This window comes from Mesorhizobium sp. ANAO-SY3R2 (assembly GCF_042466635.1).
Taxonomy (GTDB): domain Bacteria; phylum Pseudomonadota; class Alphaproteobacteria; order Rhizobiales; family Rhizobiaceae; genus Aminobacter.
Genome location: NZ_CP159953.1, coordinates 146,595 through 170,179 on the forward strand (window position 1 = coordinate 146,595; position 23,585 = coordinate 170,179).

At 60.2% G+C, this 23,585-nt stretch carries 18 protein-coding genes; 11 read left to right on the top strand and 7 right to left on the bottom strand.

Going from position 1 to position 23,585, the window contains the following annotated elements; translation table 11 throughout:
- Positions 1-4 precede the first annotated feature (4 nt).
- The 3 genes from ABSY17_RS01945 to ABSY17_RS01955 all read right to left on the bottom strand — a co-directional run bounded on the left by ABSY17_RS01945 (position 5) and on the right by ABSY17_RS01955 (position 3,673).
- Positions 5-1,105: a hypothetical protein gene (locus ABSY17_RS01945; protein ID WP_378941648.1), complete on the bottom strand. Its 1,101-nt coding sequence runs from the start codon at positions 1,103-1,105 to the stop codon at positions 5-7.
- Between the two features lie 157 nt (positions 1,106-1,262).
- Entirely contained in the window at positions 1,263-2,849 is a 1,587-nt protein-coding gene (locus ABSY17_RS01950) for a class I adenylate-forming enzyme family protein (RefSeq protein ID WP_378941651.1), read from the bottom strand.
- 230 nt (positions 2,850-3,079) lie between these two features.
- Positions 3,080-3,673 carry a TetR/AcrR family transcriptional regulator gene (locus ABSY17_RS01955; protein ID WP_378941654.1) on the bottom strand — a complete coding sequence of 198 codons (594 nt, stop codon included), beginning with the start codon at positions 3,671-3,673 and terminating at the stop codon, positions 3,080-3,082.
- Positions 3,674-3,840: 167 nt separating this feature from the next.
- Between ABSY17_RS01955 and ABSY17_RS01960 the strand changes: the two genes are divergently transcribed.
- The 3 genes from ABSY17_RS01960 (at position 3,841) to ABSY17_RS01970 (ending at position 6,912) form a co-directional block, all read left to right on the top strand.
- Positions 3,841-4,731, top strand: coding sequence for a cyclase family protein (locus ABSY17_RS01960; protein WP_378941656.1), 891 nt, complete (start codon positions 3,841-3,843; stop codon positions 4,729-4,731).
- A gap of 23 nt (positions 4,732-4,754) precedes the next feature.
- Positions 4,755-5,864 (top strand): CaiB/BaiF CoA transferase family protein, encoded by a 1,110-nt coding sequence (locus ABSY17_RS01965; protein WP_378941658.1) that lies wholly within the window; start codon positions 4,755-4,757, stop codon positions 5,862-5,864.
- A 76-nt stretch (positions 5,865-5,940) separates the two neighbouring features.
- A complete protein-coding gene (locus ABSY17_RS01970; RefSeq protein WP_378941661.1) occupies positions 5,941-6,912 on the top strand; it encodes an SMP-30/gluconolactonase/LRE family protein in 972 nt (323 codons plus the stop codon).
- A 4-nt stretch (positions 6,913-6,916) separates the two neighbouring features.
- Here ABSY17_RS01970 and ABSY17_RS01975 read toward each other — a convergent pair whose 3' ends face one another.
- Positions 6,917-7,849 carry a hydroxymethylglutaryl-CoA lyase gene (locus ABSY17_RS01975; RefSeq protein ID WP_378941664.1) on the bottom strand — a complete coding sequence of 311 codons (933 nt, stop codon included), beginning with the start codon at positions 7,847-7,849 and terminating at the stop codon, positions 6,917-6,919.
- A gap of 347 nt (positions 7,850-8,196) precedes the next feature.
- Between ABSY17_RS01975 and ABSY17_RS01980 the strand changes: the two genes are divergently transcribed.
- The 7 genes from ABSY17_RS01980 to ABSY17_RS02010 all read left to right on the top strand — a co-directional run bounded on the left by ABSY17_RS01980 (position 8,197) and on the right by ABSY17_RS02010 (position 17,723).
- The gene (locus tag ABSY17_RS01980; protein WP_378941733.1) at positions 8,197-9,186 is read left to right on the top strand and encodes an ABC transporter permease; all 990 of its coding nucleotides are present in this window, start codon (positions 8,197-8,199) and stop codon (positions 9,184-9,186) included.
- A 22-nt stretch (positions 9,187-9,208) separates the two neighbouring features.
- Complete coding sequence (locus ABSY17_RS01985; RefSeq protein WP_378941666.1) at positions 9,209-10,231, top strand: sugar ABC transporter substrate-binding protein; 1,023 nt, start codon at positions 9,209-9,211, stop codon at positions 10,229-10,231.
- A 64-nt stretch (positions 10,232-10,295) separates the two neighbouring features.
- Positions 10,296-12,419 carry an ABC transporter permease gene (locus tag ABSY17_RS01990; RefSeq protein WP_378941669.1) on the top strand — a complete coding sequence of 708 codons (2,124 nt, stop codon included), beginning with the start codon at positions 10,296-10,298 and terminating at the stop codon, positions 12,417-12,419.
- Positions 12,416-13,519, top strand: coding sequence for a strictosidine synthase (locus ABSY17_RS01995; RefSeq protein WP_378941671.1), 1,104 nt, complete (start codon positions 12,416-12,418; stop codon positions 13,517-13,519). The genes ABSY17_RS01990 and ABSY17_RS01995 overlap by 4 nt, the downstream gene beginning before the upstream one ends.
- Positions 13,516-15,009, top strand: coding sequence for a sugar ABC transporter ATP-binding protein (locus ABSY17_RS02000; RefSeq protein ID WP_378941673.1), 1,494 nt, complete (start codon positions 13,516-13,518; stop codon positions 15,007-15,009). The genes ABSY17_RS01995 and ABSY17_RS02000 overlap by 4 nt, the downstream gene beginning before the upstream one ends.
- 420 nt (positions 15,010-15,429) lie before the next feature.
- The gene (locus tag ABSY17_RS02005; protein WP_378941676.1) at positions 15,430-16,413 is read left to right on the top strand and encodes a LysR family transcriptional regulator; all 984 of its coding nucleotides are present in this window, start codon (positions 15,430-15,432) and stop codon (positions 16,411-16,413) included.
- Between the two features lie 134 nt (positions 16,414-16,547).
- Positions 16,548-17,723, top strand: a complete 1,176-nt coding sequence (locus ABSY17_RS02010; RefSeq protein ID WP_378941678.1) for a CaiB/BaiF CoA transferase family protein — start codon at positions 16,548-16,550, stop codon at positions 17,721-17,723.
- A gap of 234 nt (positions 17,724-17,957) precedes the next feature.
- Here ABSY17_RS02010 and ABSY17_RS02015 read toward each other — a convergent pair whose 3' ends face one another.
- Positions 17,958-19,577, bottom strand: a complete 1,620-nt coding sequence (locus ABSY17_RS02015) for a GMC family oxidoreductase (protein WP_378941680.1) — start codon at positions 19,575-19,577, stop codon at positions 17,958-17,960.
- A gap of 171 nt (positions 19,578-19,748) precedes the next feature.
- Between ABSY17_RS02015 and ABSY17_RS02020 the strand changes: the two genes are divergently transcribed.
- A complete protein-coding gene (locus ABSY17_RS02020) occupies positions 19,749-21,110 on the top strand; it encodes an aldehyde dehydrogenase family protein (protein ID WP_378941683.1) in 1,362 nt (453 codons plus the stop codon).
- A 166-nt stretch (positions 21,111-21,276) separates the two neighbouring features.
- Here the strand turns inward: ABSY17_RS02020 and ABSY17_RS02025 are convergent, their stop codons facing one another.
- Both ABSY17_RS02025 and ABSY17_RS02030 read right to left on the bottom strand, forming a co-directional pair.
- Complete coding sequence (locus ABSY17_RS02025) at positions 21,277-22,170, bottom strand: HpcH/HpaI aldolase/citrate lyase family protein (protein ID WP_378941685.1); 894 nt, start codon at positions 22,168-22,170, stop codon at positions 21,277-21,279.
- Between the two features lie 24 nt (positions 22,171-22,194).
- The gene (locus tag ABSY17_RS02030; protein ID WP_378941688.1) at positions 22,195-23,388 is read right to left on the bottom strand and encodes a CaiB/BaiF CoA transferase family protein; all 1,194 of its coding nucleotides are present in this window, start codon (positions 23,386-23,388) and stop codon (positions 22,195-22,197) included.
- Positions 23,389-23,585 lie beyond the last annotated feature (197 nt).

Sequence of the window (23,585 nt, forward strand, 5' to 3'; positions counted from 1 at the left end):
TTCCTCAACGGTCCTGGCTGAGAATTGCGACGGTCTGATACTGCATCGCAAAGCCGCTGGCGGCATGTGCGAGCGCAGTGCGTGCCCCGGCGATCTGGTGGATTTGGCTGCGTCCAAGCACCTGGTTGGCCGTCTCGGCGATGCTGATCAGCCCATTGCAGAATGATGCGTTGGCGCTGCGCGCACCGCCCGACAGATTGACCGGCAACGCACCCGACCGTTCGAAACGGCCGGAGGCAATGTCTGCCTGCCATCGATCGCGGCCGGAGAGGCCGAGGCATTCGAGCGCCAGCAGTTGCTGATAGGGTGTGGGATCCGCGACTTCCGCGAGGTCTATGCCATCTGGCCCGCGGCTAAGCCCCGCTTCCACGAATGCACTCTCAGCCGCCTTCTCGAGCGCGGGCGCAGTTGCGAGATCACGGTCGCCGAGAAAGCCTGTCTCGGTCGCCCAGCCCATGCCCCGCACCCAGGCCGCCTTGGAAACTCCGCGTTCCTCGACGAAGTCCTCGATCGCCAGCACCATGGCCACGACGCCGGTGATCGGCTTTGACAGCATGGAAGGTGTCAGCGGATAGCGCGCAAGCTCGGCGGGACGGGATGCAGGCCACCTTTCCGCAAGGCTTACCGCCGCGGCGGCAGCCGAGGGAATACGCGCTTCCATCACGCTGGCCTGCAGGGCAAAGGCGGAGGCCTCATCGAGTGGAAGCCGGCGGTGGAAATAGGGATCGGCGGCCAGCCGTTGCACGTTCGAGAGTGAATCGGCCTCGGTGGTGCTCCAGGAAACCAGGAGCTGGGTCCGGTACTGACCGCTTGCGACCCGCAGCACGCCCAATACGAAGGCATGCTCCCCCGCCGAGGGCGTCGACAGGATGTCGCGATCGACGCCGCCGACCGAGCCCGACGCCGCCATGACCGAGATCGCCCGCCCGTCATACTGGTCGTTGGAGGCAACGACGATTCCGTCGATGTCCTCGATTGTCAGTCCCGCGGAGAGGAGTGCCTCTTGAACCACGGCATAGAGCAGTTCTTCGAGCGACTGCCCCAGGTTCTCCGCGCTTCTGTGAATCGCCGAGCCCAGCACCGCGACTTTATTATTCAGTGCCATGCCTTTCATGTCCCTTCGCGAAGGTATTGAATAGAGCTCAGTACGTCCGGATGGACGTACCAAGGGTGCGCAAAGTATTTGAGTTTTCGCATCGTGCTTATCGATCGAGTGCGATTTTCGAGCCGGTGCGCTCGTGGTTTGCCAGGGCCGCGATGCATCACGGCAGCAACCCGGGCGCTGCGATCACCTCGGCGGCGATTTCCTTGAGAATGCGCCGTTGCAGCTTGCCGGTTGCCGTCGTCGGCAGCGCTTCGCAGACTTCGATATGGTCTGGAATCTTGTATTTCGAGGCCACGTCGCGGCAGTATCCTCTCAGGTCTGCGGCTGTCACCGCGCCTGGTTTCGATTGGACGACAAAGGCGACCACGCATTCGCCGCGCGCTGCGTCAGCGACCCCGACGACCGCCGCTTCGGTGACCGCGGGGTGCTTCAGCAGGATTTCCTCGACCTCAGCCGGGGAGATATTGATACCGGCGCGCTTGATCATCTCGGTATTGCGGCCGACGAAGACGAAGTTTCCGTCTGCATCGAGCCGGCCGACATCGCCGGTGCGGTAATAGCCGTCCGGCGTGATGGCAGCACCCGTCAGCGCGGCGCTCGCACCGCTGTAGCCCACCGTCACGTAGCCCCGGACCTCGACCAATCCGTTCTCTCCAGCCGCGACTGGCAGGCCGGTCTCGAGATCGACGAAGCGCAATTCATTGCCGGGAAGGGGTGGTCCTTGGCAGGCGGTGCGCTTGGCCAATGGCCAGTGATGCCAGGTGACGCAGCAATTGCCGTAGGTTTCCGTAGCGCCGTAGATATTGCAGATCTCTGCGATGCCGAGTCCTTCGGCCGCCGCGACTACCTCGCTTTCCGAGCCGATGGTCAGTCCAGTCCTCAGGCTTGATAGCCTGCTGCGATTGAAATCGGGATGGCGCAGCATCGCCTGGGTCATGCCGGGCAGGGTGTAGAGGGCCGTGCACCGATGCGTTTCGATCAGGTCCATCGCCTCGCCCGGCTCGAACTTTTCCTGCAGGACCAGCGTGGCGCCGTGGCTGAGTGTCGCTGGCAGAGCGTTGGCTGATCCGTAAGACCAGAACAGCGGCGGCGCGACGAGAACGCGATCGCCGGGAAGCAGACCCTGGCGTTCGCCGATGTTGAACCCGTTTTCGACAATGCCGTATTGCTTAAGCCGCACGGCTTTTGGCGTGGCGCTTGAGCCCGACGTGTAGAGTATCAGGCCGTCGTCCGCGGCGCTGGCGGCAGTGCGGGGCGGGAGTGGTTCGACACAAGCCAGTTCGGTTCTTGCGAAGTCTGCGAAATCGGTGAATCCATGGCCTTCGGCCGCATCGATCAGCACGACCTCGCGGAGTGTGGGAAATCGCGATTGTGGATCATCGGGGGAGTACTGCGGCAGCAGCGCAGCGAGATCGGCGGCGAAGTCGCGCTCGGCAAATCGGGCCGCGGCAAAGAGCATCTTGATGTCGGAATCGGCGAGCAGGAACTCGAGTTCGGGCCGTGTTGACCAGGTCGTGAAGGGCACGAGGGTAGCGCCTGCGCCACTTGCGGCCAGGCATAGCTCGATCCACTCTATCCGGTTGGGGATAAGCACACCGATGCGGTCGCCGCGGACGATGCCCTTGCCTGCAAGTGCAGCAGCAAGCAATTGCGCACGCTGGTGAAGCTTGCTGTAGGACACTTGTCGACCTTGCGAGATGATCGCCAGGTGATCGCCGAAGCGATCCGCCTGTTCGCTGATCAAGTCGAAGAAAGTCCTAGCATAAGGCGCTTGCACCTATTCCTCCTAGACGGATGATGTGCGCACGCCCGCTGCCAATGATGTCGCGGCGACGTTCACAACTTGTCGAGTAGGGAGATACTAGCGAGTAGATTCTTATTCGTGAAGTAGCTTAACGTTACCTATTCAGTATACCCCGGTCGCGAAAAGCTCTGGCATGGATTGCCGCTGTGAGGGATGGAAATGACTTGCAGTCAGCGCGTATGCACCAGGTTGAGGATGAGATCAGTCATCAGGTCCGAAATCTTGTCTGCCGAAAGACGTTGGTTTTCACGATACCAGACATAGGACCAACTCACTAAGCCGCCGATCGCCAGTGCTGCGATCTGTCTGTCCGGGATATTGAAGACGCCGTCGTCCATGCCACGCTGCAACAGGACGTTCAGCTTTCGGTCGAATTCGCGGCGCATGTCACTGATGCGCTTGAAGTCAGCCTCGTTGAGGTTCTTTTCCTCGCGCGCGAAGATGGCCATGTAGCGCTGGTTGCCGAGAACCACCCGGGTGAACAATTTTCCCAGCAGGCGCAGGCTGCCGACCGGATCGAGATCGGCCACCAGGACAGCGTCGATCTGGCGAAGCGATTCTTCGATCGATCGCACGCAAATTGCCGCCAGCAGCGTCGCCTTGGAATTGTAGTAGGAATAGATGAAGGGCTTGGTGACGTCGAGCTTGCGGGCGACGTCATCCAGCGTCGCCTTTTCATAACCTTGTTCGTAGAACACCTCGACGGCAGCCTCGAGAATCCGCTGGCGCTTGAGCGCGGCGATCTCCTGCTTGATTCCCGACATTGATCCCCCGCAGGCCCAGGCTTTATTCCAGTCAGTATTTCAAGCTACCAGAGCTAGCACGCTTTGATTTTAAAGTCGATTGCGCGGCCGGGCTGGTGCCCGGCATGAAACTCGGAGGTTGCCAGCGCCTCGTAAAATGACATACTGATAAGTATATTTGAAAACCGATGGGGATTCTGGAGGGTTCGATTGTGGAAAACTGGGGGCGCTGGGGCAGCCGTGATGAGGCCGGCGCACTGAACCACATTGGCGAGGCTGCCATCCGTGGTGCGGCCGGGCTGGTGCGACAGGGCAAGGTCATAAGTCTGGCGCAGGTCATTTCAGCATCCATGCCGGTGCCAAAATCCCGCGCCGGCTTCCAGCATTTCATGGGCCGCGATGGCGGCGATTATGCTGCCGGCCGACCGGCACGGGGCGGCTTCCAGTATGCTGACGATACCGTGCTTCTGCCGCTGCACTCCGGGACGCATCTCGATGCGCTCTGCCATTGCTGGTATGGCGATAAGCTCTACAACGGCTATGCCGCGACTGAGGTGAACAGCAGTGGCGCAAGGCGGCTTGGCATAGACAAGACTGCGGCGGTTGCGACGCGAGGTGTGCTTCTGGACTTTGTCGCCCTGGCCGGTGCGCCGCTGGAGGACGGGTTCAGCATCGGTGCGGACATGCTGCGCGCGGCGATCGCGCGTACCGGCGGCGCGTTGCAGCCCGGCGATGCGGTGCTTCTCCGAACCGGCTGGCAGGAACTGCGCGATGCCGGCGCGCCGATCGACTTCAATGCCGAGCCGGGCATCGATCTGGACGCCGCCATGGTGCTCGCCGAAGTGGGCGTCGCCATGATCGGTGCCGACAACTACTCAATCGAGGTCCTGCCCTTCCCGGAAGGCACCGTTTTTCCAGTCCACCAGCGGTTGATCCGAGATTTCGGTATCCCGCTGTTGGAAGGCCTGGTGCTCGACGAGCTTGCCCGCGAAGCGACGTCGTTCTTTCTGTTCGTCTGCGCACCGCTGAAAATCCGCGGCGCGACGGGAAGCCCGGTCAATCCCATCGTCGTCCTCTGAGCCAGCCAGGCGGTTGCCAGCCAATGTCCCTGCTCAACAGCTTCCTTTCCAACACACGCATCCTCGATCTCTCGCAATATATACCCGGGCCACTCGCCACCTTGTTGCTGTCGGACATGGGCGCCGAGGTGATCAAGATCGAGCCTCCCGCTGGCGATGCGATGGAGCATTTGGGACCGCGCGACGCCGAAGGGCGGCCGGTCTTTTATCGGTCGTTGAACGGCGGCAAAACGGTTTGCCGGCTGAATCTCAAGGATCCGGCCGGCAAGGCCCGGTTTCTGGAGCTGGTGAAGCAGGCCGACGTCGTCGTCGAGGGATTTCGGGCCGGCGTGATGCAGCGCCTCGGGATCGATTATCCTGTGCTCGCCGAGGTCAACCCCGGCGTCATTCTCTGCTCGATCAGCGGCTATGGCGCAGATGGCGCGCTTGCCGCCACGGCGGGCCACGATGCCAATTACTTGGCCCTGATGGGCATGCTCGATCGGAACGGGACAGACAAGCCGGCCTTCTTCGATCCGCCGGTTTCCGATGTCGCAGGGGCGCTGTTTGCCGCTCTGTCAATTAGCGGCGCGCTCCTTGGGCGTCAGCGGACGGGAAGGGGATGCGCAATCGACCTGGCGCTTGCCGATACGCTCATGCCGCTGCAGGTCATGCAGGTGGCTGCATTCGGTGCCAATGCCAAGGTTTTTCCGCGCGAAAGCTACTATTTAAACGGCGGTGCAGCCTACTACCAGACCTACAGGACAGCGGACGATCGCCACGTCGTCGTGGGTGCCGTGGAGCCCAAGTTCTGGTGGGCATTCTGCTTGGCCGCAGATCGCCAGGACTGGATCGCCCGACAGGGGGATCCGATGCCGCAGACGGGTTTGAAGGCAGAACTTGCGGAGTACTTCGCAACAATGACGGCTGACGCCGCCAATGCGCTCTTTTCGCAGGCGGATTGCTGTTTTTCGGTGGTGCGCGATTTAGGCGAGGCATTGCGGTCGGAGCAAGTGCTGGACCGGCGGCTGGTTCAGGTCAGCGCATCGGGCGAACTGCAGAGCCTCTTTCCCGCCAGGGTGAATGGCGAACCACCGGCAAGCCGAACCGAAATGCGGGGCGAGACCCAAGGTTGCCCCATCCAGTCATCGTGAAAGCCATGTGGCGTGGACGCTGGGGTAGTTCAGTTGAGTGTCCAGCGGCAGGCCTGTCAATCAAGGAAATACCGACATGAAACCGATCGCCAGGGATGAAATCTCGTTTGCATTTGACGGACTCAGCCGACCGGAATGCGTGCTCTGTACTGCCTCGGCAGGCGTGTTCATGTCCCATGACCCGATTGGCGTCCTGCACATCGCGCCCGATGGCAGCCGCGGCCTTCATGGCCGCAAGGACAAGGTCGCTTCAGGCCAGTTCACGCCGAACGGCATCGCCTTGAGCAATGATGGCCGACTGCTGATCGCCAATACCGGCCTCGAGGGCGGCGTGTGGCAGGTCGACCGCGCCGGCGACTGTCGGCCATTGCTGATGGAGGTCGATGGAATCCACCTCTACCCTGCAAACTTCGTGTTGGCTGACGCCTTGGGAAGGCTATGGATATCGGTCAGCACGCGTCAGGTTCCGCGTTCCAAAGCCTATAATGCCGATATTCTGGATGGTTATATTGTGCTTTGGGAAAAAGGCACGGCGCGTATCGTGGCCGACGGGCTTGGCTATACCAACGAATGCCGGCTCTCCAACGATGGCGCATTCCTCTATGTCAACGAGACCTTCAAGCGGCGGATTTCTCGCTTTGCGGTTGGCGCAGACGGAACGTTGGGGCCGAGGGAGACCTTTGTCCAACTCGGCTTTGGCGATTTCCCCGATGGCGGAGTGTTCGACGTCGAGGGCCATTACTGGATTACCAGTGTGGTTTCCAACCGTATCTACCGGATAGACCTGGACGGCCGACCCCACCTGGTATTCGAGGATGCCGATAGCGACTATGTCGCATTGGCCGAAACCGCCTACCGAGAAGGCCGTCTTTCCGCGGAGATGCTCTATGCGGATGCCGGCCAGAGTTTCAACCATATTGCCAGCATCACTTTCGGCGGCGCGGATCTGCGCAAGGCCTATCTCGGCACGCTCAAGATGCAGCAACTGCCGTTCTTCCGTGCACCTGTCGCCGGCTCGAAGCCGGCGCATTGGCACTGGTCTTTCTGACGTCTCAGCCGACCGCGCGTCGGACGGCTTCGATTGAATGGAGTTTGCTGCGCGGGCCTGACCGGATCAGCTGGCCCGGCAACTCCCGGCCGACTGCGCGCTCCATTTCCTTGGCGACCGCGACGACACCATCAAAATCGATGCCGGTCTCGATGCCGAGTTCGGCCATCAGATAGACCAGGTCCTCCGTGCAGATGTTGCCAGTTGCCCCCGCCGCGAACGGGCAGCCGCCCAGGCCGCCGGATGCGGATTCGTAGCTGTCGATGCCCAGTTTCAGGCCGGTCATGACATTGACGAGGCCAAGGCCGCGCGTGTTGTGGAAGTGCAGGGTCAGGCGCAGGTCCGGATGGTCCTCTAGCAGCCGGCCGCATACATTTTCGACATGGCGTGGCGAGGCCATTCCGGTCGTATCACCCAGTGTGATTGTTCGCACGCCCATGCCTTTGAGCGTACCAGCAATCGCACTGACAGCGGCAGGCTCGACGTCGCCCTCGAACGGGCAGCCGAAGGCGACGGCGATCGCTGAGCGAAACGTCCGCCCACCGCCGTCGGCAATTTGCGCCACCTGTTCCACCGCCTTGAGCGCGTCGGCAATCGGCATGTTGAGATTGGTCCGACTGTGGCTCTCGGAGGCGGAAATGAAGGCGACCATTTCGTCGGCGCCTGCCTCCAATGCGCGTGCGGCGCCCTTCGCATTCGGCACGAGGGCCGCGATCTTGGCGCCCTGTCCACGGGTTGCGGATACCAGTCCGGCGGCGTCGGCCAACTGCGGCACAGCGCGTGGCGAGACGAAGGATGTCGCCTCGATCCGCCGCAGGCCGGCCGAGATGAAGCCCTTGATGAACTTGATCTTCTGGTCGGTGGGAATGAACCTGCTTTCGGATTGCAGGCCGTCTCGGGTGCCCACCTCGGTGATTTCAATTGTTTTGGGATACATCCGTGCCTCCGGGCCCCGTGGAATGGACCATATCAGCAGAGCTTACACACTTCTGAAAAGTACGGTGTTCTCGTTTTGGAAGGCGTCTGTTCGCGTAAGCTTTTTGGAATACCCCATTCTTGAGATGTTATTGGTGAGGCTAGAGCGCCCCAGTTATAGGCGTAAGTAGACGGGGGAGATGTCAGCCACGTTGACATGCCGTGACTTGATGCCGGTATCGAGTGATGATGGATTGATCTTGGCTGTTACCCAACGCCAGACGGTCGAGAAATATTCGAAGAGCATGCGTCGAACGGCGCGGAGGAGTGGGTATGCAGGTAGCCGATGCACAGCCGGTGGCGGGCGCGATGCCGAAAGCGCACGGAAGGCGCAAGGCTACTTTTGCACAGGAACGCATCGTCTTTGCCATCGCGGCGGCGATGTTCATCGTGTTTGCGATAGCCCTGCCGGGCTTCCTGGATGCCGGTAATCTCCTGTCGCTTGTGCAGAGCGTCTCGATTCTCGGCATTCTCGGAATTGGCATGGCTTTGACTATCATCGGCCGGGGCATCGATCTCGCGATTATTTCGACCATGGCCATGTCCGTCGCCTGGGTACTTTTTCTCATAAGCCAGGGCACGCCGGTCTATCTTGCCATTCTGTACGGCAATATTTTCGTCGTGCTGGTGGGGTTGCTCATCGGGTTTCTCGTCGCCTACGCCGAGATCCCGGCGATCTTCGCCACGCTGGCGATGACCACGGCGATCTATGGTTTCACCCGCGTGGCGCTGGTCGATATCGATCTGGTCTTCCTTCCGGATAGCGCGTCCTGGATGCGGAATTTCGGCGCTGGCTACGTCTTTGGAATTCCGGTGCCCGTTATTGCTTTCGCCGCAGTAGCGCTGCTGGCGCATCTGTTCCTGCGCTACACCAAGCTCGGTGTCTTCATTCGCGCCATGGGTGACAATCCGTTGAGGGCGCGAAGCGCCGGCGTTCCGACCCGGCCGATCATCCTTCTGCAGTATGTCCTGTCGGCCTCTATCGCATTCTTCGCTGGCCTGGTGCTCGCCACACTCGTTTCGACGATGAACACGCGCGTGGTCAATTCGACCATGGTTTACGACGTCATTCTCGTGGTGGTCCTTGGCGGTGTCGTGTTGAGCGGTGGTCGTGGCGGTATCGTCAATGTCATCGTGGGAACGCTGCTGATCGGAATCTTCCTGAACGGCATGACGATCATGAACATCTCGTACTCGGTGCAGAATCTGATCAAGGGCGGCATTCTGCTTATGGCGATCATCATCGACACGATCCTGAATCCCCGTGACGAGCAGACATCTCAGCAGGGCGATATCTAGTTCAAAAAAGTGGAGGGGAAACATGAATAGGATTGCAAAACTTGTCGCGGGAACAATGCTCTGCGTGGGGCTTGGGACAGGCATGGCTGCCGCAGACGGTGGCGGTTTCGACGATGGCATGTCGGCGACTTACCATCTGTCCATGAAAGGCAAGAAGGTCGTCTTCGTGCCCATCTCGATCGGCATGGATATCGCGGCGGGCTTTGCCGCCGGCATGCAGCGGATGGCGAATGAGGAAGGCTTTGATTTTCAGATCCGCGATCCGAACTGGAACATCGACCAGGGCGTCCAGGCAATCACCCAGATCATCGACGAAAAGCCCGACCTGATCGTTGTCCAGAACGTCGACATGCAGGCCTATGCCCGCGTGCTGAAGCAGGCCATGGAAGCTGGCGTGCGCGTTCTGCAGGTCAACGTCAAGGCTACTACCAACACGACCTCGCATGTCGGCATCGACTGGTACAAGAACGCCGAGACCAATGCGCTCAAGCTGGTCGAGAAGTGCAGCCCCAAGAATGGCGGCAACGGCAAGATCGCAGTCCTGCAGGGAACGCCCAACAATCCGACCAATTTCATCGGCATGAAGGCCTTCAAGGATGTCATGGCCGCCAATCCCGAGATGGCGGTCGTGTCCGACCAGGCAGCTGACTGGGATGCCAGCAAGGCGCATTCCGTGGTGTCTACGGTCATTCGCCAGAACCCGGATCTTTGCGGTTACTTTGGCCTATGGGACGGTCAGGATTCCGGGCTCGCGGCCGCTGTTCGCGAAGCAGGGTTGACGGGCAAGGTCTTCGTGGTTTCGCAGGGCGCAGGCGAGAAGGCCGCGTGCGACAAGATCAAGGACGGCAGCTACGATTTCTACGTTTCCTACAATATCAACGAGATCTCGAAGCGCATCAACGACTCCATCGCCGTGATCCTGCAGCACGGCGCGGATGAGACCGTCCGTCCGTTTGCCATCTACATGAACTCGTGGCCGCTCACCAAGGCAAATCTCTCCGAGAGCTCATGTTGGACGCTTGACCAGATCAAGGCCGGCCTCTGACGTCCAGCGACGCAGTGCCTCGGCACTGCGTCTCCATTCCCGGCTTGAGAGTTGAATATCTGCAATGGCGATTTCAGACACTTACGCGAAGTGGCGCTACCGACTGGTGCCCGATCACGTCGTTGGCGAGCTTCTTTCCAAGAACTGGATCGACAACGCGATACCGGTGTTCATCTTGGCGCTCTGCCTGATCGTGTTCGGCAGCGTTATCGACAATTTCTTCTCGCTGGGCACGTTTGCAAATATGCTGCGCCAGATGGGCGAGCTGACTTTCGTCGTGCTGGGCATGACGCTCGTCATTCTTGCCGGCGGAATTGATCTTAGTGTCGGCGCCGTTTTTGCTCTTGCCAATTTCGCCTCGCTGTATCTCCTGAATTACTTGGGAATGTCGGTCTATGCGGCCGTCCCGCTGGTCCTGCTCGTCGGGGCCGTGTGCGGACTGGTCAACGGCATACTGGTTGGCTACCTTCGGCTGCGCGCATTTCTGACAACGCTTGCGTCGTTGATCATCATCGACGCCATCGTCGAAATTCTGACCTTCAACTATGCCAACGACGTCGTCATGAGCTTTCCAGATTCGAAGCTCTGGGACTGGTTCGCTGGCGGCAAGGTCCTCGGTATTCCGGGAAACTTCGTCCTGGTGGTCGCGGTTGCCGTGGCTCTGCACATCTACCTCACGCGGATGCGCAGTGGCTGGCACATCACAGCGGTCGGCGGATCCAGGCGTTCGGCCTACAATGCCGGCATCAATGTTCGCCGCACCGTCTGCATGACTTATGTGCTGTCGGGTATATTTGCCAGCTTTGCCGGTGTTCTCTACGCGGCACGCCTCAACAGCGCGGGTTCCGAGACCGGCTCCGGCCTGGAAGTCATGGTTCTGACCGCCGCGGTGCTTGGCGGAAATTCTCTCGGTGGCGGACGTGGATCCGTCGCGAAGGCCATGCTGGGCACGCTGATCGTCGTGATCCTGACCAACAGCCTGCTTAAGCTTCAGATGCCGAGTGGCTACAATTCGCTTCTGCTGGCGCTGGCGCTTCTTCTTGCCGTGGCTACAGACATTCGCTGGCTGAAGAACAGGCACAAGCTGCTGTCTCGTGTCTATGTTTCTCCGACCTATTTCGCACCCGCGGCGCCGGCGGAGACCGATCCCGGCTCCGGCTCGCGCTATGAGATCAATGACCGTTTGACCCAAGCCGAACCGCTGGCCATCGACCAGGTCGACGGTGCTGAGGACGTGGCATTCGATCGCGATGACAATCTCTACGCGGGCAGCCGGCACGGCGATATCGTCCGCTTCAAGGCGCCTGACTACCGCGAGCGGGAAGTTTTCGCTCATATTGGCGGGCAGCCGCTCGGGTTGCACTTCGACGAGAAGGGCGCGCTGTTTGCCTGCGTCAGTGGTATGGGCCTCTACAAGGTCCTGCCGGACCGCTCGGTCCATCGTCTGGCTGACGAAACCAACCGCAGCCTGTTCTCCATCATCGACGACAGCCGCATGCGCTTTGCCGATGACATGGATTTTGCGCCAGACGGGCGCGTGTTCTTCAGCGAGGCGACGATCCGCTACGACGTCGGTGATTGGGCAACAGATTCCATCGAAGGCCGCGGCAATGGCCGTATCCTTTGCTATGATCCCAGGACTGGCCTCACGCGCACCGTGCTGCCCAAACGCATGTTCCCCAATGGCATCTGCATGACGGGCGATGGCGTGTCGCTGTTGTTCGCCGAGACATGGGCGGGGCGCATCAGCCGTTTCTGGTTCGACGGGCCGAAAAAAGGCAAGGTGGTCACCATCATCGACGATTTGCCGGGCTACCCTGACAACATCCGACGGTCTTCGGATGGGAAGTTCTGGGTTGCGCTGCTCGGCATGCGCACACCTGCCATGGATCTGGCCATGACGATGCCGGGCTTCCGCCGTCGGATGACCCAGCGCGTCGCCTTTGAGGAATGGATTTACCCCAACCTCAATTCCGGTGGCGTGATCAAGGTCGACGTCGACGGCAACGTGATCGAGTCACTCTGGGACCGTGCGGGCGACAGACACCCGATGATCACGTCAATGCGAGAGCACAAGGGCTATCTGTATCTCGGAGGCATCTTCAACAACCGGATCGGCCGCGTGAAGCTTGAAGGAGCAGATCCGACTTTCAACGATCGTGACCTGTATTTCGGGAGGCCGGCGTGACCAGAGCGTTGAGGAATGCGTGGGACGCGCTCTGGGGACGGGGCGAGTACTCGGTCACAGTGCCGCCGATGGATGGAGCGCTTCGGCCCAACACGGCGCTCGATGATGCCGAAACGCTCCTGGAAGCGGAAGACGTGGACAATCTGATGATCCACGACGGCCGGCTTTACTTTACCCAAGGGACCAAGCTGCAACTGCTTGGCGCGGTCGGTGAGGCCCCGGGGACGGTTGCCGATTTCTCATCCGACATTTCGGCGACTGCCATTTCCGTCAGTGGCTCGATTGCCATTGCATTGGACGAAGGCAAGCTCCTTCTTGCGCCTTCTCCCTCGGAGGTGGCGAACGCAACTGCGCTGTCGCTCGGAGGCAAGACGGCCTTCGTGACAGCACTCGCTTTTGATGCCAAGGGTGACCTGTTCATCTGTGTGGGCTCCAAAGTGCACAGGCCATCGCAGTGGAAGCGCGACCTGATGACGCGAGAATTCACCGGGTCTGTATGGCTTCTGGCAAAGGGCGCTGCGCATGCGGTCATGCTGGACGATCGACTGGCGTTCCCGAACGGAATCGGGTTCCTTGCCGATGAGACGCCGGTGATCTCCGAGGCGTGGAAGCACAGACTTCTGAAAAGAACGCCGGCAGGAAAATGGACGCCGTTCATGCTCGACCTTCCTGGCTATCCCGGCAGGATTGCCTCGTCGGGCGATGGCGGACTTTGGCTCTGCGTCTTTGCGCCTCGCAGCCAAATGATCGAGTTCGTGCTGCGCGAGAAGCTCTACCGCAAGCGCATGATCGAGCGGATCGATGAGCAATACTGGGTCGCTCCGGCCATGCGTAGCGGCAAGAGTTTCAAGGAGCCGCTGCAGGGAGGCGGTGTCAAGCACCTCGGTATTCGCAAGCCTTGGGGGCCGACCCGTTCCTATGGCCTGGTCGTCAGGTTCGATAGTGACGGCTTGCCAACGGGTAGCCATCACAGCCGCTCGGACGGGAACCGTCACGGCATCACGAGCGCGGTCGAGTGGGATGGCAAGACCGTGGTTGCAAGTAAGGGCGATGGGGCCTTGATCGCCCTTGTCGATTCCAGCCTGGCAGGTGTGGCATGACTGCTCTTATCGAACTGCAAGATGTGACGAAGGCATATCGCGGCGTCGCGGCTCTGAAGAAAGTCAACTTCACGCTGCGCAAGGGCGAGATCCACGCGCTTCTCGGCGAGAACGGGGCGGGAAAATCGACGCTGACCAAGATCATGGCTGGCGTAACGGACATCAGCAGCGGCAAAATGCTGCTGGACGGCAAGGATGTCTCGTTTTCCACGCCTGCGGAAGCGTTGAAAAACGGCATTGCCATGGTTTTTCAGGAGACCAGCCTGGTGCCGTCGATGTCGGTCGCCCAGAATCTCTATCTTGGCGACGAAAAGCTCTTCAACCGTCTGCGTGGCCTCTACATCGCAGCCCAGCAGTTTCTCCAGTCGCTGAACTTCAACGTCGATCCCTGGGCGAACGTGTCGACGCTGGGTGCCGCGAAGAAACAGATGGTCGAGATCGCAAGAGCCGTGCGACAGAATGTGCGCGTCATCATCTTCGACGAACCGACCGCATCGCTCACCCCGGAAGAGAAGCATCACTTCTTTTCGCTGATCGCGCGGCTCAAGGAGCGGGGTGTCAGCATCATCTTCATCTCGCACGCGCTCGAGGAGGCGCTGGAGATTTCCGACCGGATCACCATCCTGCGCGATGGCGAGCTCGTCGCCTCGGACGAAACGTCCAAATTCGATCGCGACAGCATCATCCGCGCCATGGTGGGCCGAACCCTCTCCAGCCAACTCTATTCGAACGAAAAGCGCAAAGTTCGCCGCGGTGGCGAGCGCATCCTGAGCGTCCAGAACCTCTCCATGGGTGCCATGGTGCGCAACAACAGCTTCTCGGTCTATGCCGGCCAGATCACCGGCATATTCGGCCTGATCGGCTCCGGGCGCACGGAAACGGCAAAAGTTATCGCCGGCGTGCACAAGCGCAACGCCTTTCATGGCGGCGAGGTGAAGTTTGAAGGCGAGTCGGTTCGCTATCGGGTGCCCCGTCCCGCGGTGAAGGACGGGATCGTCTATGTTACCGAAGATCGCAAGCTGGAGGGCTTCTTTGAGACAATGTCGATTGCCGACAACATTTATTCCAGCCTGCTCGGCGCAGGCCTCAACACTGCGGCGGTGGTTCGCAGATCCGATGCACGCGTTCTGGCTGACGAATGGACCAAAAAACTAAATATTCGAGCCATCGATTCCAACGCCCACGTGATTGAGCTTTCGGGTGGCAACCAACAGAAGGTCGTCATCGCCAGCAGCCTCGTTCAGCGTCCGAAACTGGTCATCTTTGACGAGCCGACCCGAGGCGTCGACGTAGGTGCAATCGCCGAGATCCACGAGATTATCGGGCGCCTGGCTGACGACGGGTTGGCCGTTATGGTGATTTCTTCCTACCTTCCGGAGATCCTGAACCTGTCGGACAGGATCCTGGTCTCACGGCTAGGACGCGTCGTTGAAGAATTCACGCCCGGCCAAGCCACCGAAGAACGCATCATGTATGCGGCGGTTCACTGACGCATCTTAGCCGACGGCTCCAACGTCGTGCGCCATCCCGTCGGCGCCTTACGAGATCGCCCTAACTGTGCGATCTGGCCCGCGGTCGACAAACATGGTTGTCGGCCGCCGATGGCGATTGTCTTGCCAAAAACTGTATCTCCCTCCCTGGGTGCCTCCTCAATTGCCTTGAACGTCAAGGGCAGGCGCATCCGGGCGCCTTCCTGCGCGGTAGTTTTTGATGTCGGCTCTGGCCCATGTGTTCATGTTATAGCCATATCGTGAAATAATAGGTCAGTAGTGCTGTCCGATTGCTCGGGACAATGCTATATTTCTCCTGCGCTGGAGAGAGGGAGGATTTGAGGTCTTTCTCCGGCATGGACAATGTCCTCGCCCTTGGTTTGGGCGATGTGTCGAACGTCTCTCGGAGGAAGCATTGCGATGGCCGCGCCACTTCTCAAGAAAACGATCACCAAACTCGATCTTCTGAGCCTGAGGCTATTCCTGACGATCTGCGAGGAGCGAAGTATCGGCCGAGCAGCCGAGCGGGAATGTATCACTCCATCTGCCGTGACCAAACGGGTCCAGGATCTGGAGTACCTGTTCGACGTAAAGCTACTCTATCGCAGCGCCAAAGGTACCGTGCCGACCCCGGTGGGCGAGGCGCTTGCGCAGCATGCGAGGGATATTTTCGAGCTTGTCGGGAAAATCCGCACCGATCTCAGCGAGTTCTCGGAAGGCGTCAAAGGACATATCCGTATTGCCGCGACCGCCTCTGCGCTTACGGGGTTTGCCACCGCCGACATGCGCGATTTCGTCAACCTTTATCCTCAGGTCGACCTGGATGTACGCGAACTCATGAGTGCGGACGTTCTGCACGCCGTGGCGACGGGTACGGCCGATATCGGCATCTACGCGAGCCACCCATCGATCGGCGGAGATGTAGAGTCGTTTTTCTGCCGGCACGATGAGTTGCAGTTGCTTGTGCCCAAGGACAGCCCGCTCGCAAGCCGCAGTTCCGTCTCGTTCGCCGAATTGTTCGACTACGATTTCATTTCTTTGCAGGAAAACAGTTCGGTGATGAGCCAGCTGCGCAAGGCGGCAACCGGCACCGGGCGGCAGTTCAATCCTCGTTACGTCGTGCAGTCCAATGAAGTCGCGCGATCCATGGTTGCGGCAGGATTCGGCATAACCATCCTGCCCATCCACCTGAATGGAGCTTGCAATCCGGCGCAGATCGCAACGGTTGCGCTATCAGACGCATGGGCAAAGCGCGAGATTCGCGTCTGTGCCCGGCGGGACATGCATTTGCCCGCCCAGGCACGCCTTCTGCTGGATTTCTTTTTGAACCAGGACAGGCGAACGGAGCCTAGAAAGCCGGAAGTCGTCAAAGGCGGTGTGGTCAAACTGCGCAGTGTGGGTTGAACGACCGCGACACCGGCTCTGCTGATCCGACAACATTTCTCTGGCCCACGAGGCCAGCACCCGCTGTGCTCGTGCGGCGGGAGAGAGCAACTATGTCACCGCGGACGCGGGACTGACGAGTTTGGGACAAGAACATGTCGTTCAATGGCGTAAGAATAGTCGATCTCACCCGCGTGATTTCAGGCCCCTTTTGTTCGGCGCTGCTTGCCGATCTGGGTGCCGACGTCATCAAGGTCGAATCCCCTGGAGAGGGCGATCCACTGCGGGGGCAGGGCTATATCGCAGGCTCGATGAGCACGTATTTTGCCAACTACAACAGGAACAAGCGGGGGATCGCGATTGATCTCTATTCGGCAGCCGGCAAGGAGGTTCTTGAGCGGCTGCTTTCGGATGCCGATGTTCTGATCGAAAATTACCGGCCTGACGTCATGACGCGCATGGGATTTTCGCCGGAAAGGCTGAATGAGATCAATCCCAGTCTCATTCACTGCAACATCAATGGTTTCGGTGTCGATGGTCCCTATGCTGATCGACCGGCCTTCGATTTTGTCGTCCAGGCGATGAGCGGCTTCATGGCGACCAACGGCGCGGAAAATGATCCTCCCATGCGTTCCGGCACGCCGATCGCGGATCTTGTCTGCGGACTCTATGCCGCCCTTGGGGTTGCGTCTGCGCTCCACAATCGGTCGCGCGGCAATAGCGGCAGAACGATCAATGTCAGCATGCTGGCGAGCCTGATGAGCATGCTGTCCTTCCATGCTACGGACTACCTCAACTCCGGCAAACTGGTCAGCAGATCCGGCAACGATCATGGCCTGGTTGCGCCGTATGGGCTGTTCGGAACCGCTGATGGCCAGATTGCCGTTGCACCGTCCAACGGCACCTTCTACGCGCGGCTGGTCAAGATACTGGAGCTTCCGGAACTGAATGACGATCCGCGTTTTGGGACGAACGCTGACCGAATGGCCAGGCGCAGTGAAATCAACGCACTTGTCGAAGCGAAGACAAAGACAAGGACAACCGCATACTGGATTGACGTACTCAATCGCGCCGGCGTGCCATGCGGTCCGGTATATGGCATCGATCAGGCATTCTCGGATCCACAGGTGGTCAGCCAAAAGGTCGCCGTTGAGATAGAGGCCAACGATATGCCGCTGCGAATTCTTGGCTCTCCGATCAGGTTCGCAGGCGAAGAAGACTTCATCCGCCTGCCGCCACCGCGGCTGGGCCAGCATACGGACGAGATTCTCATGGAGCTTGGGTTCAGCAGTGGCGATGTGGCGGCTCTGCGAGAGCAGAGGGTCATTTGAGGGCAGGAGAAGCCTGACCTCACCTACGCCAACTTCGTCCAATCGGAAGGGACCGGATGGACATTTACAAGAATGCCCGTCTGACGCACGGCGTCGGGAGGAAATGGCGCTGTCGGTAGTCAAAGGGCTTGCCGACTAGGCCGACATCTACAACTGGCACAGACCGCACCGGACCTCGAAAACGCCGGTCAGTCGCTTCCGACTGACCGGCGGCTATTTGCCGAGGCTCTACCGCTAGTCAGCGTTTGTGAGAATCCAATCGGCCGCCCTTTCGGCGATCATGTAGGTGGCGGCCATCGTATTGGCCGATGGCATTGACGGCATGATCGATGCGTCGGCGACACGCAGGCCCTCCACGCCATGAACGCGCAGGCGGTCATCGACCACTGCCCGCTGGTCATGTGCCGGTCCCATGCGGCATGACCCCATGAGGTGGAAGACCGTCGATCCCATCCTGCGGGCATAGTCGAGGATCTCGTCGTCGGTTTCTACGCTGCTCGGCGGTCCTTGCCGGCTGTCGAAATAAGGTTGTAGCGGTTTGGTTTCGAGCAGTCGCCGGGCCAGCCTGACACCGCCAATGACCGCCAGCCTGTCGATTTCGGAGTGCAGATAGTTCGGCTGGATAGTTGGATGAGCGCGCACATCCCTCGATTTTATCCGCACATGGCCGAGGCTTTCAGGTCGCTGCTGCCAGACACCACAGGTCATGCCATCGAAACTGTCGAGCAGGCCGGCGACGCCTTCCTTGTAGCTGGCCGGCGTGAACGTCATCTGCAGATCGGGTGCGGAAAGTGACTCGTCCGACTTCCAGAAGACATGGGCGAGTGAGGGACTTACAGACAGCACGTTCGGTCGGCCCATTGCCCAGCGAAGCGCTTGCGCAACCAGCGGCACGCCGGTCACCATGCGATTTATGGTCCTGATGTCCTTGACCTTTGCAACCACCCGTACCGCCCAGTGGTCGCGCAGGTTCTCGCCGACGCCGGAAAGTGCATTGACCGGCGTGATTCCATGGGAGGCGAGCAGATCAGCCGGTCCGATACCAGACAGTTGCAGGAGTTTCGGACTGTTGATCGCACCGCTCGAAACGATAACTTCGCGCCCCGCCGCAAGCTTCTGCTCGCTGCCGTCGGGCCGGAAGAAGGTGACGCCGACCGCCCTGCGACCCTCGAAATCAATGCGCGAAACCTGCGCGTTGGTGATCAGATGGAAATTCGCACGCTTGCGGGCGTTCTTCAGGAAGCTCCGGGCCGAGCTGCGCCGCAGGCCCTTGTAAATCACTCGTTGGTAGTATCCGACGCCTTCCTGTCTGGCGCCGTTGTAGTCGTCGTTGCGGGGAATGCCGAGGCTCTGCGCGCCCCGAACGAAGGCGTCGCAGAGTGGATGATGCCAGTCGAGATCCGTCACCATCAGATCACCTTCGTTGCCGCGATAGTGCCCGTCGGATGGTGCCATCCGCCTTTCGCTGCGACGGAAGAACGGCAGGAGCTCGTCATAGCTCCAGCCCCGGTTCCCCATCTGCGCCCACATGTCGTAATCTGCGGCCTGGCCGCGATTGTAGACGAGGCCGTTGATGGAACTCGATCCTCCGAGCGTCCGTCCCTGCGTCGTGGAAATACTCCTGCCGGCGCTGCCCTCGGACGGTTCGGTCTTGAACTGCCAAGTATAGGCCGGATTGAACAGCGTTTTTATGTAGCCGGCCGGCAGATGGATGAGCGGGTGGCGATCCGGCGGGCCGGCCTCGATCAGGCAGACCGAGTTTGCGGGGTTTTCCGACAATCGATCCGCCAGCAGGCAACCAGCGGTACCTGCGCCTACGATGATGAAATCGAATTTCTGCGCGATGCTGTTCACCGTCGCTCCCCGCGTTACTTTAGCCGATGTATCCTCCCTTGTAGGGCATATGGCCCAGATAACAGAGTATAGTGCTAAACGCATTTCGACAGCCCGCTGCTTCCGAATTGCGAATTGTCTTTCCCAAGAGCAGTCTCTCAATATCTTTGCTTGAGTTAAGGGAGGGGTCGGATGCTGGCGCGTGTGGGATATGTTGACGGATCGGTTTGCGAACTCGAAAACGCGACAATCGAGACAGCGGTCGAGTTGCTCTCACAAGCCGCGCAGTCTGTCAGGCGAACGAGCAGCTTCGAGCGCGCTGCGATTCTTGACAAGGTCGTGGTTGCACTGTCCATAAACGCCGAGGAAATCGCCCAATCGCTGGCGGATGAGAGCGGGTTCCTGACTGTCAAGGACATGCGGCTGGAAGTTCAGCGGTCGATCGAAGTGTTCACGCTGGCAAGCGCCTATGTGCGAACCGGCACCTCGGAGATCCTGAACGTCGATGCCGTCGCGCGCGCGCGTGGCGCGTTCAGCTATGTCAGGCGCGAACCGATCGGTCCCGTTCTGGGTATCACAGCCTACAACGGGCCACTGCTGATTGCTGCGCACAAGATCGCGCCGGCGATTGCCGCAGGAGCGCCCATCCTGATCAAGCCGTCGCCGCGCGTGGCGGGTGCGGCAATTCGGCTGGCGCAGGCGGTGGTCGAGGCAGGCTGGCCGCAAAAGGCCATCGCCGTGCTCGATATCGACAATGAAGCCACGATGTCGCTCGTCAAGGACCCACGACTGCCGGTAATCAGCTTCACGGGCGGCGATGTCGGCTGGAAGATCAAGGAGGCCGCGCCGCTGAAGCGCGTGCATCTTGAGCTGGGTGGCGTTGGCGCCGTGTTCATCGCAGCCGACGGCAATGTGCAGGCGGCGGCAGCCGAATGTGCCGCAGGCGGTTTCGTGCGGTCCGGTCAGTCGTGCATTTCCGTGCAACGCATCTATGTTGCACGCCCCAATTATGATGCCTTCATCGACGCCTTCGTCAGCGCGGTCGAGGGAATGGCGCGCACAGAGGGCAATCCGAATGCGATTGGACCCATGGTTGACGAGGGTGCGGCCAGAAAGGTGGAGTCGTTCATCGCCGACGCGGTCTCGCATGGGGCGAAGGTCGCCTGCGGCGGCGTGCGCGAACAGGATTATATCGCCCCGACCGTGATCACCGGCGCCAACGGCAAGATGGCGGTCATGCGCAAGGAAGTGTTCGGGCCGCTCGTCGCCGTTTCGCCTGTGGACTCCATCGAGGAGGCTGTCAGCGAGATGAATGCGGTCAGCGGCGCCATACATCATGGCGTCTATACGGCGGACCTCGATCTCGCCTTTCGCCTCTGCGATGAGATCAGGGCAGGGGGCGTCATCATCAACGGGCCAAGCACCTGGCGCGTTGATAGCATGCCCTATGGCGGCACGGGTACGTCGGGGTTTGGTCGCGAAGGGGTCCGCTATGCGGTAGAAGAATATACGGAGCCGAAAGTTATCGTGATGCGGCCAAGCAAACCGCTTTAGTTGCATGACCCCAAAAATCGGGAACGATTTTCGGAAGGGATCATGCACAAACTAAAAGTGCTAAGGGTCCTTTGCGGGTCCAGAAGGACGCGCGTCGCTGTACATGTGCGCATCGGACGCCCTGGCGAACACAAATCTCAGCTCGAATGGTATCAACCCGAAGCGCTCAACGCGTCGGGTTGATCTTTGCCAATAGCTTTCGTGCTGCAACGAGATGGGGTGTGTCTATCATCCGGCCCTGGTAACGGAAGGCTGCACCTCCGCCATCGCGTGACAGCGCCAAGATCGCCTCGGCTTCGGCGATCTGGTGGGCGCTCGGCGTGAATGCCCGGTTGATTGCAGCCACCTGCGAAGGGTGGATGGCGAGTTTGCCGGTAAAGCCCATCACGCTGGCGTCTGCGGCTTCTTCGACAAGGCCCTCGGCATCGGCCAAGGCGGTGAAAGGCGTATCCACGATGCCTATCCCGGCCGATGCCCCCGCCAGCAGGGCCAGCGATCGCACAGTCCTGAAAACGTCCAGCATCATGCCATTCCGGTCCCGGGTCGCATGCGCGCCGAGTTCCGTCGCAAGATCTTCCATGCCCCAGAAAAGCGCCCGAACCCGCCTATGCGCGTGAGCTATCTCATGCATTCTGAAAATCGCGTCCGGCGTCTCGGTTGCGATCGGTATGATGCCGGTCGTTCCGGCCTCGATGCCGAACCGAGCCTCCTGCTCATCTAGCATCTCGGCGATCCGAAGCACATCTGCGGCCGAGCCGACCTTCGGCGCGACATAGGCGGCGGGCCTGCCCTCGATCGTGTCAGGAATGTCATCGACGGCCAGCCCTGTCGCCAGGCAGTTGATGCGCACGACACACGGCGTAGCGACATGCGACGCGCGTGCCTCCTTCAACGCCGAGGCAACCTGCGCGCGGGCGGCGGCCTTGTTTTCCGGGGGCACGGAGTCCTCTATATCAAAGATCAGCACGTCGGCGCCGCTGTCCCAGGATTTTGCGATCTTGCGTTCGGAGTCACCGGGGACAAACAGCCACGATCGAGCCGCGGAGAGACTGTCGTTCATGTCGTTTCTCGTGTCTCTCGCAATTCACGCAACGGAATGGCGCGCTTGCTCGTCCCGCCTGTAGAGTTCGTTGAGAATTTCCTGCCGGTTCCCGTCGAGCGCTGGCGCCGGCGTGCGCACTGCGCCCGGTGTGCCGCTGAATCTCGGTACGACATCGTGCATGGGAAGGGAGCCCAGTTCCGGGTCCTCGAAATGGAGGATGGAGCCACGCGCTTGCACATGGGGGTCGAACATCACCTGTTCGGCGTTGTAGATCGGCCCGACAGTGACCTCGAGCGAGTTGAAGAATTCGAGGTTCTCGTCCAGCGGCCTCTCTGCGACAAACGCACCAATGATTTCGTCGAGCAGATAGACATTGGCGACACGCTGTTCATTTGTCTTGAAGCGCGGGTCCTCGCACATGTCGGGTCGGCCAATCGCGCGAAAGAGGCGCATTGCCATTTCCGGCGTCGAGGCGGACAGCGCTACAAATCCACCATCGCTGGTTTCGTAGATGTTGCGAGGCGCCGATAGTTTGGTGTGATTGCCGGTGCGCAATGGAACCTCTCCGGTGGCCTTGAACACGGCCTGGTCGGCACCCAGGATCGCCAGGATCGGCTCGAGCAGCGAGACGTCGATCTCCTGGCCCTTGCCCCCGTTGACTTCGACCTCCCGCAGGGCGACGAGCGCTGCGGATGCGCCGTGCAGGCCGGCGATGGCATCGGCGAGACCAAGGCTAGGCAGCAAGGGCGGCCGGTCGGGGAACCCATTTTTGAACGCAAATCCGGAAGTCGCTTCGGCCAACGTGCCAAAGCCCGGCTTGTTGCGATAGGGTCCGGTCTGCCCCCAGCCACTGATGCGAAGCACGACGAGTTTCGGCTGCAGCTTCAACAGTTCTTCGAGGCTGAAGCCCAGCCGGTCGAGAACGCCAGGCCGGTAGTTTTCGACCAGGACCTGGGCCGAAGAAACCAGCCTCCTGAAGATATCGCGACCCTCGTCACTTTTCAGGTCGATAACGATGCTGCGCTTGTTGCGCGCATAGACCTTCCACTGAACCGATATGTCCCGGAGCTTCCAAGCGCGCAGCGAGTCGCCTTCCGGTGGCTCGATCTTGATGACATCGGCGCCCATGTCCGCAAGAACATGGGTCAGCATGTTGCCGGCAACAAGCCGCGACATGTCCAGTACCCGCACGTTGTCCAATGGGCATTTCGCACCAGCCGCATACGCGTTTGTCACACCGTTTTCTCCTTGCCTTTTATGGCTCAGGTTTAGGTGAGGACCGGAGACGGCGGAAATATCTTCCTCCGAATGGGTCATTGGAAAAAGCTTTTGCGAGCGAAGATCCATCCAGGATTGAAGCGCCATGGGAAGTTCGTTTGCACGCGATCGCCTCGCGTGCAGCGAACTATAGTTGCGGGGGGCGCCGACCATGA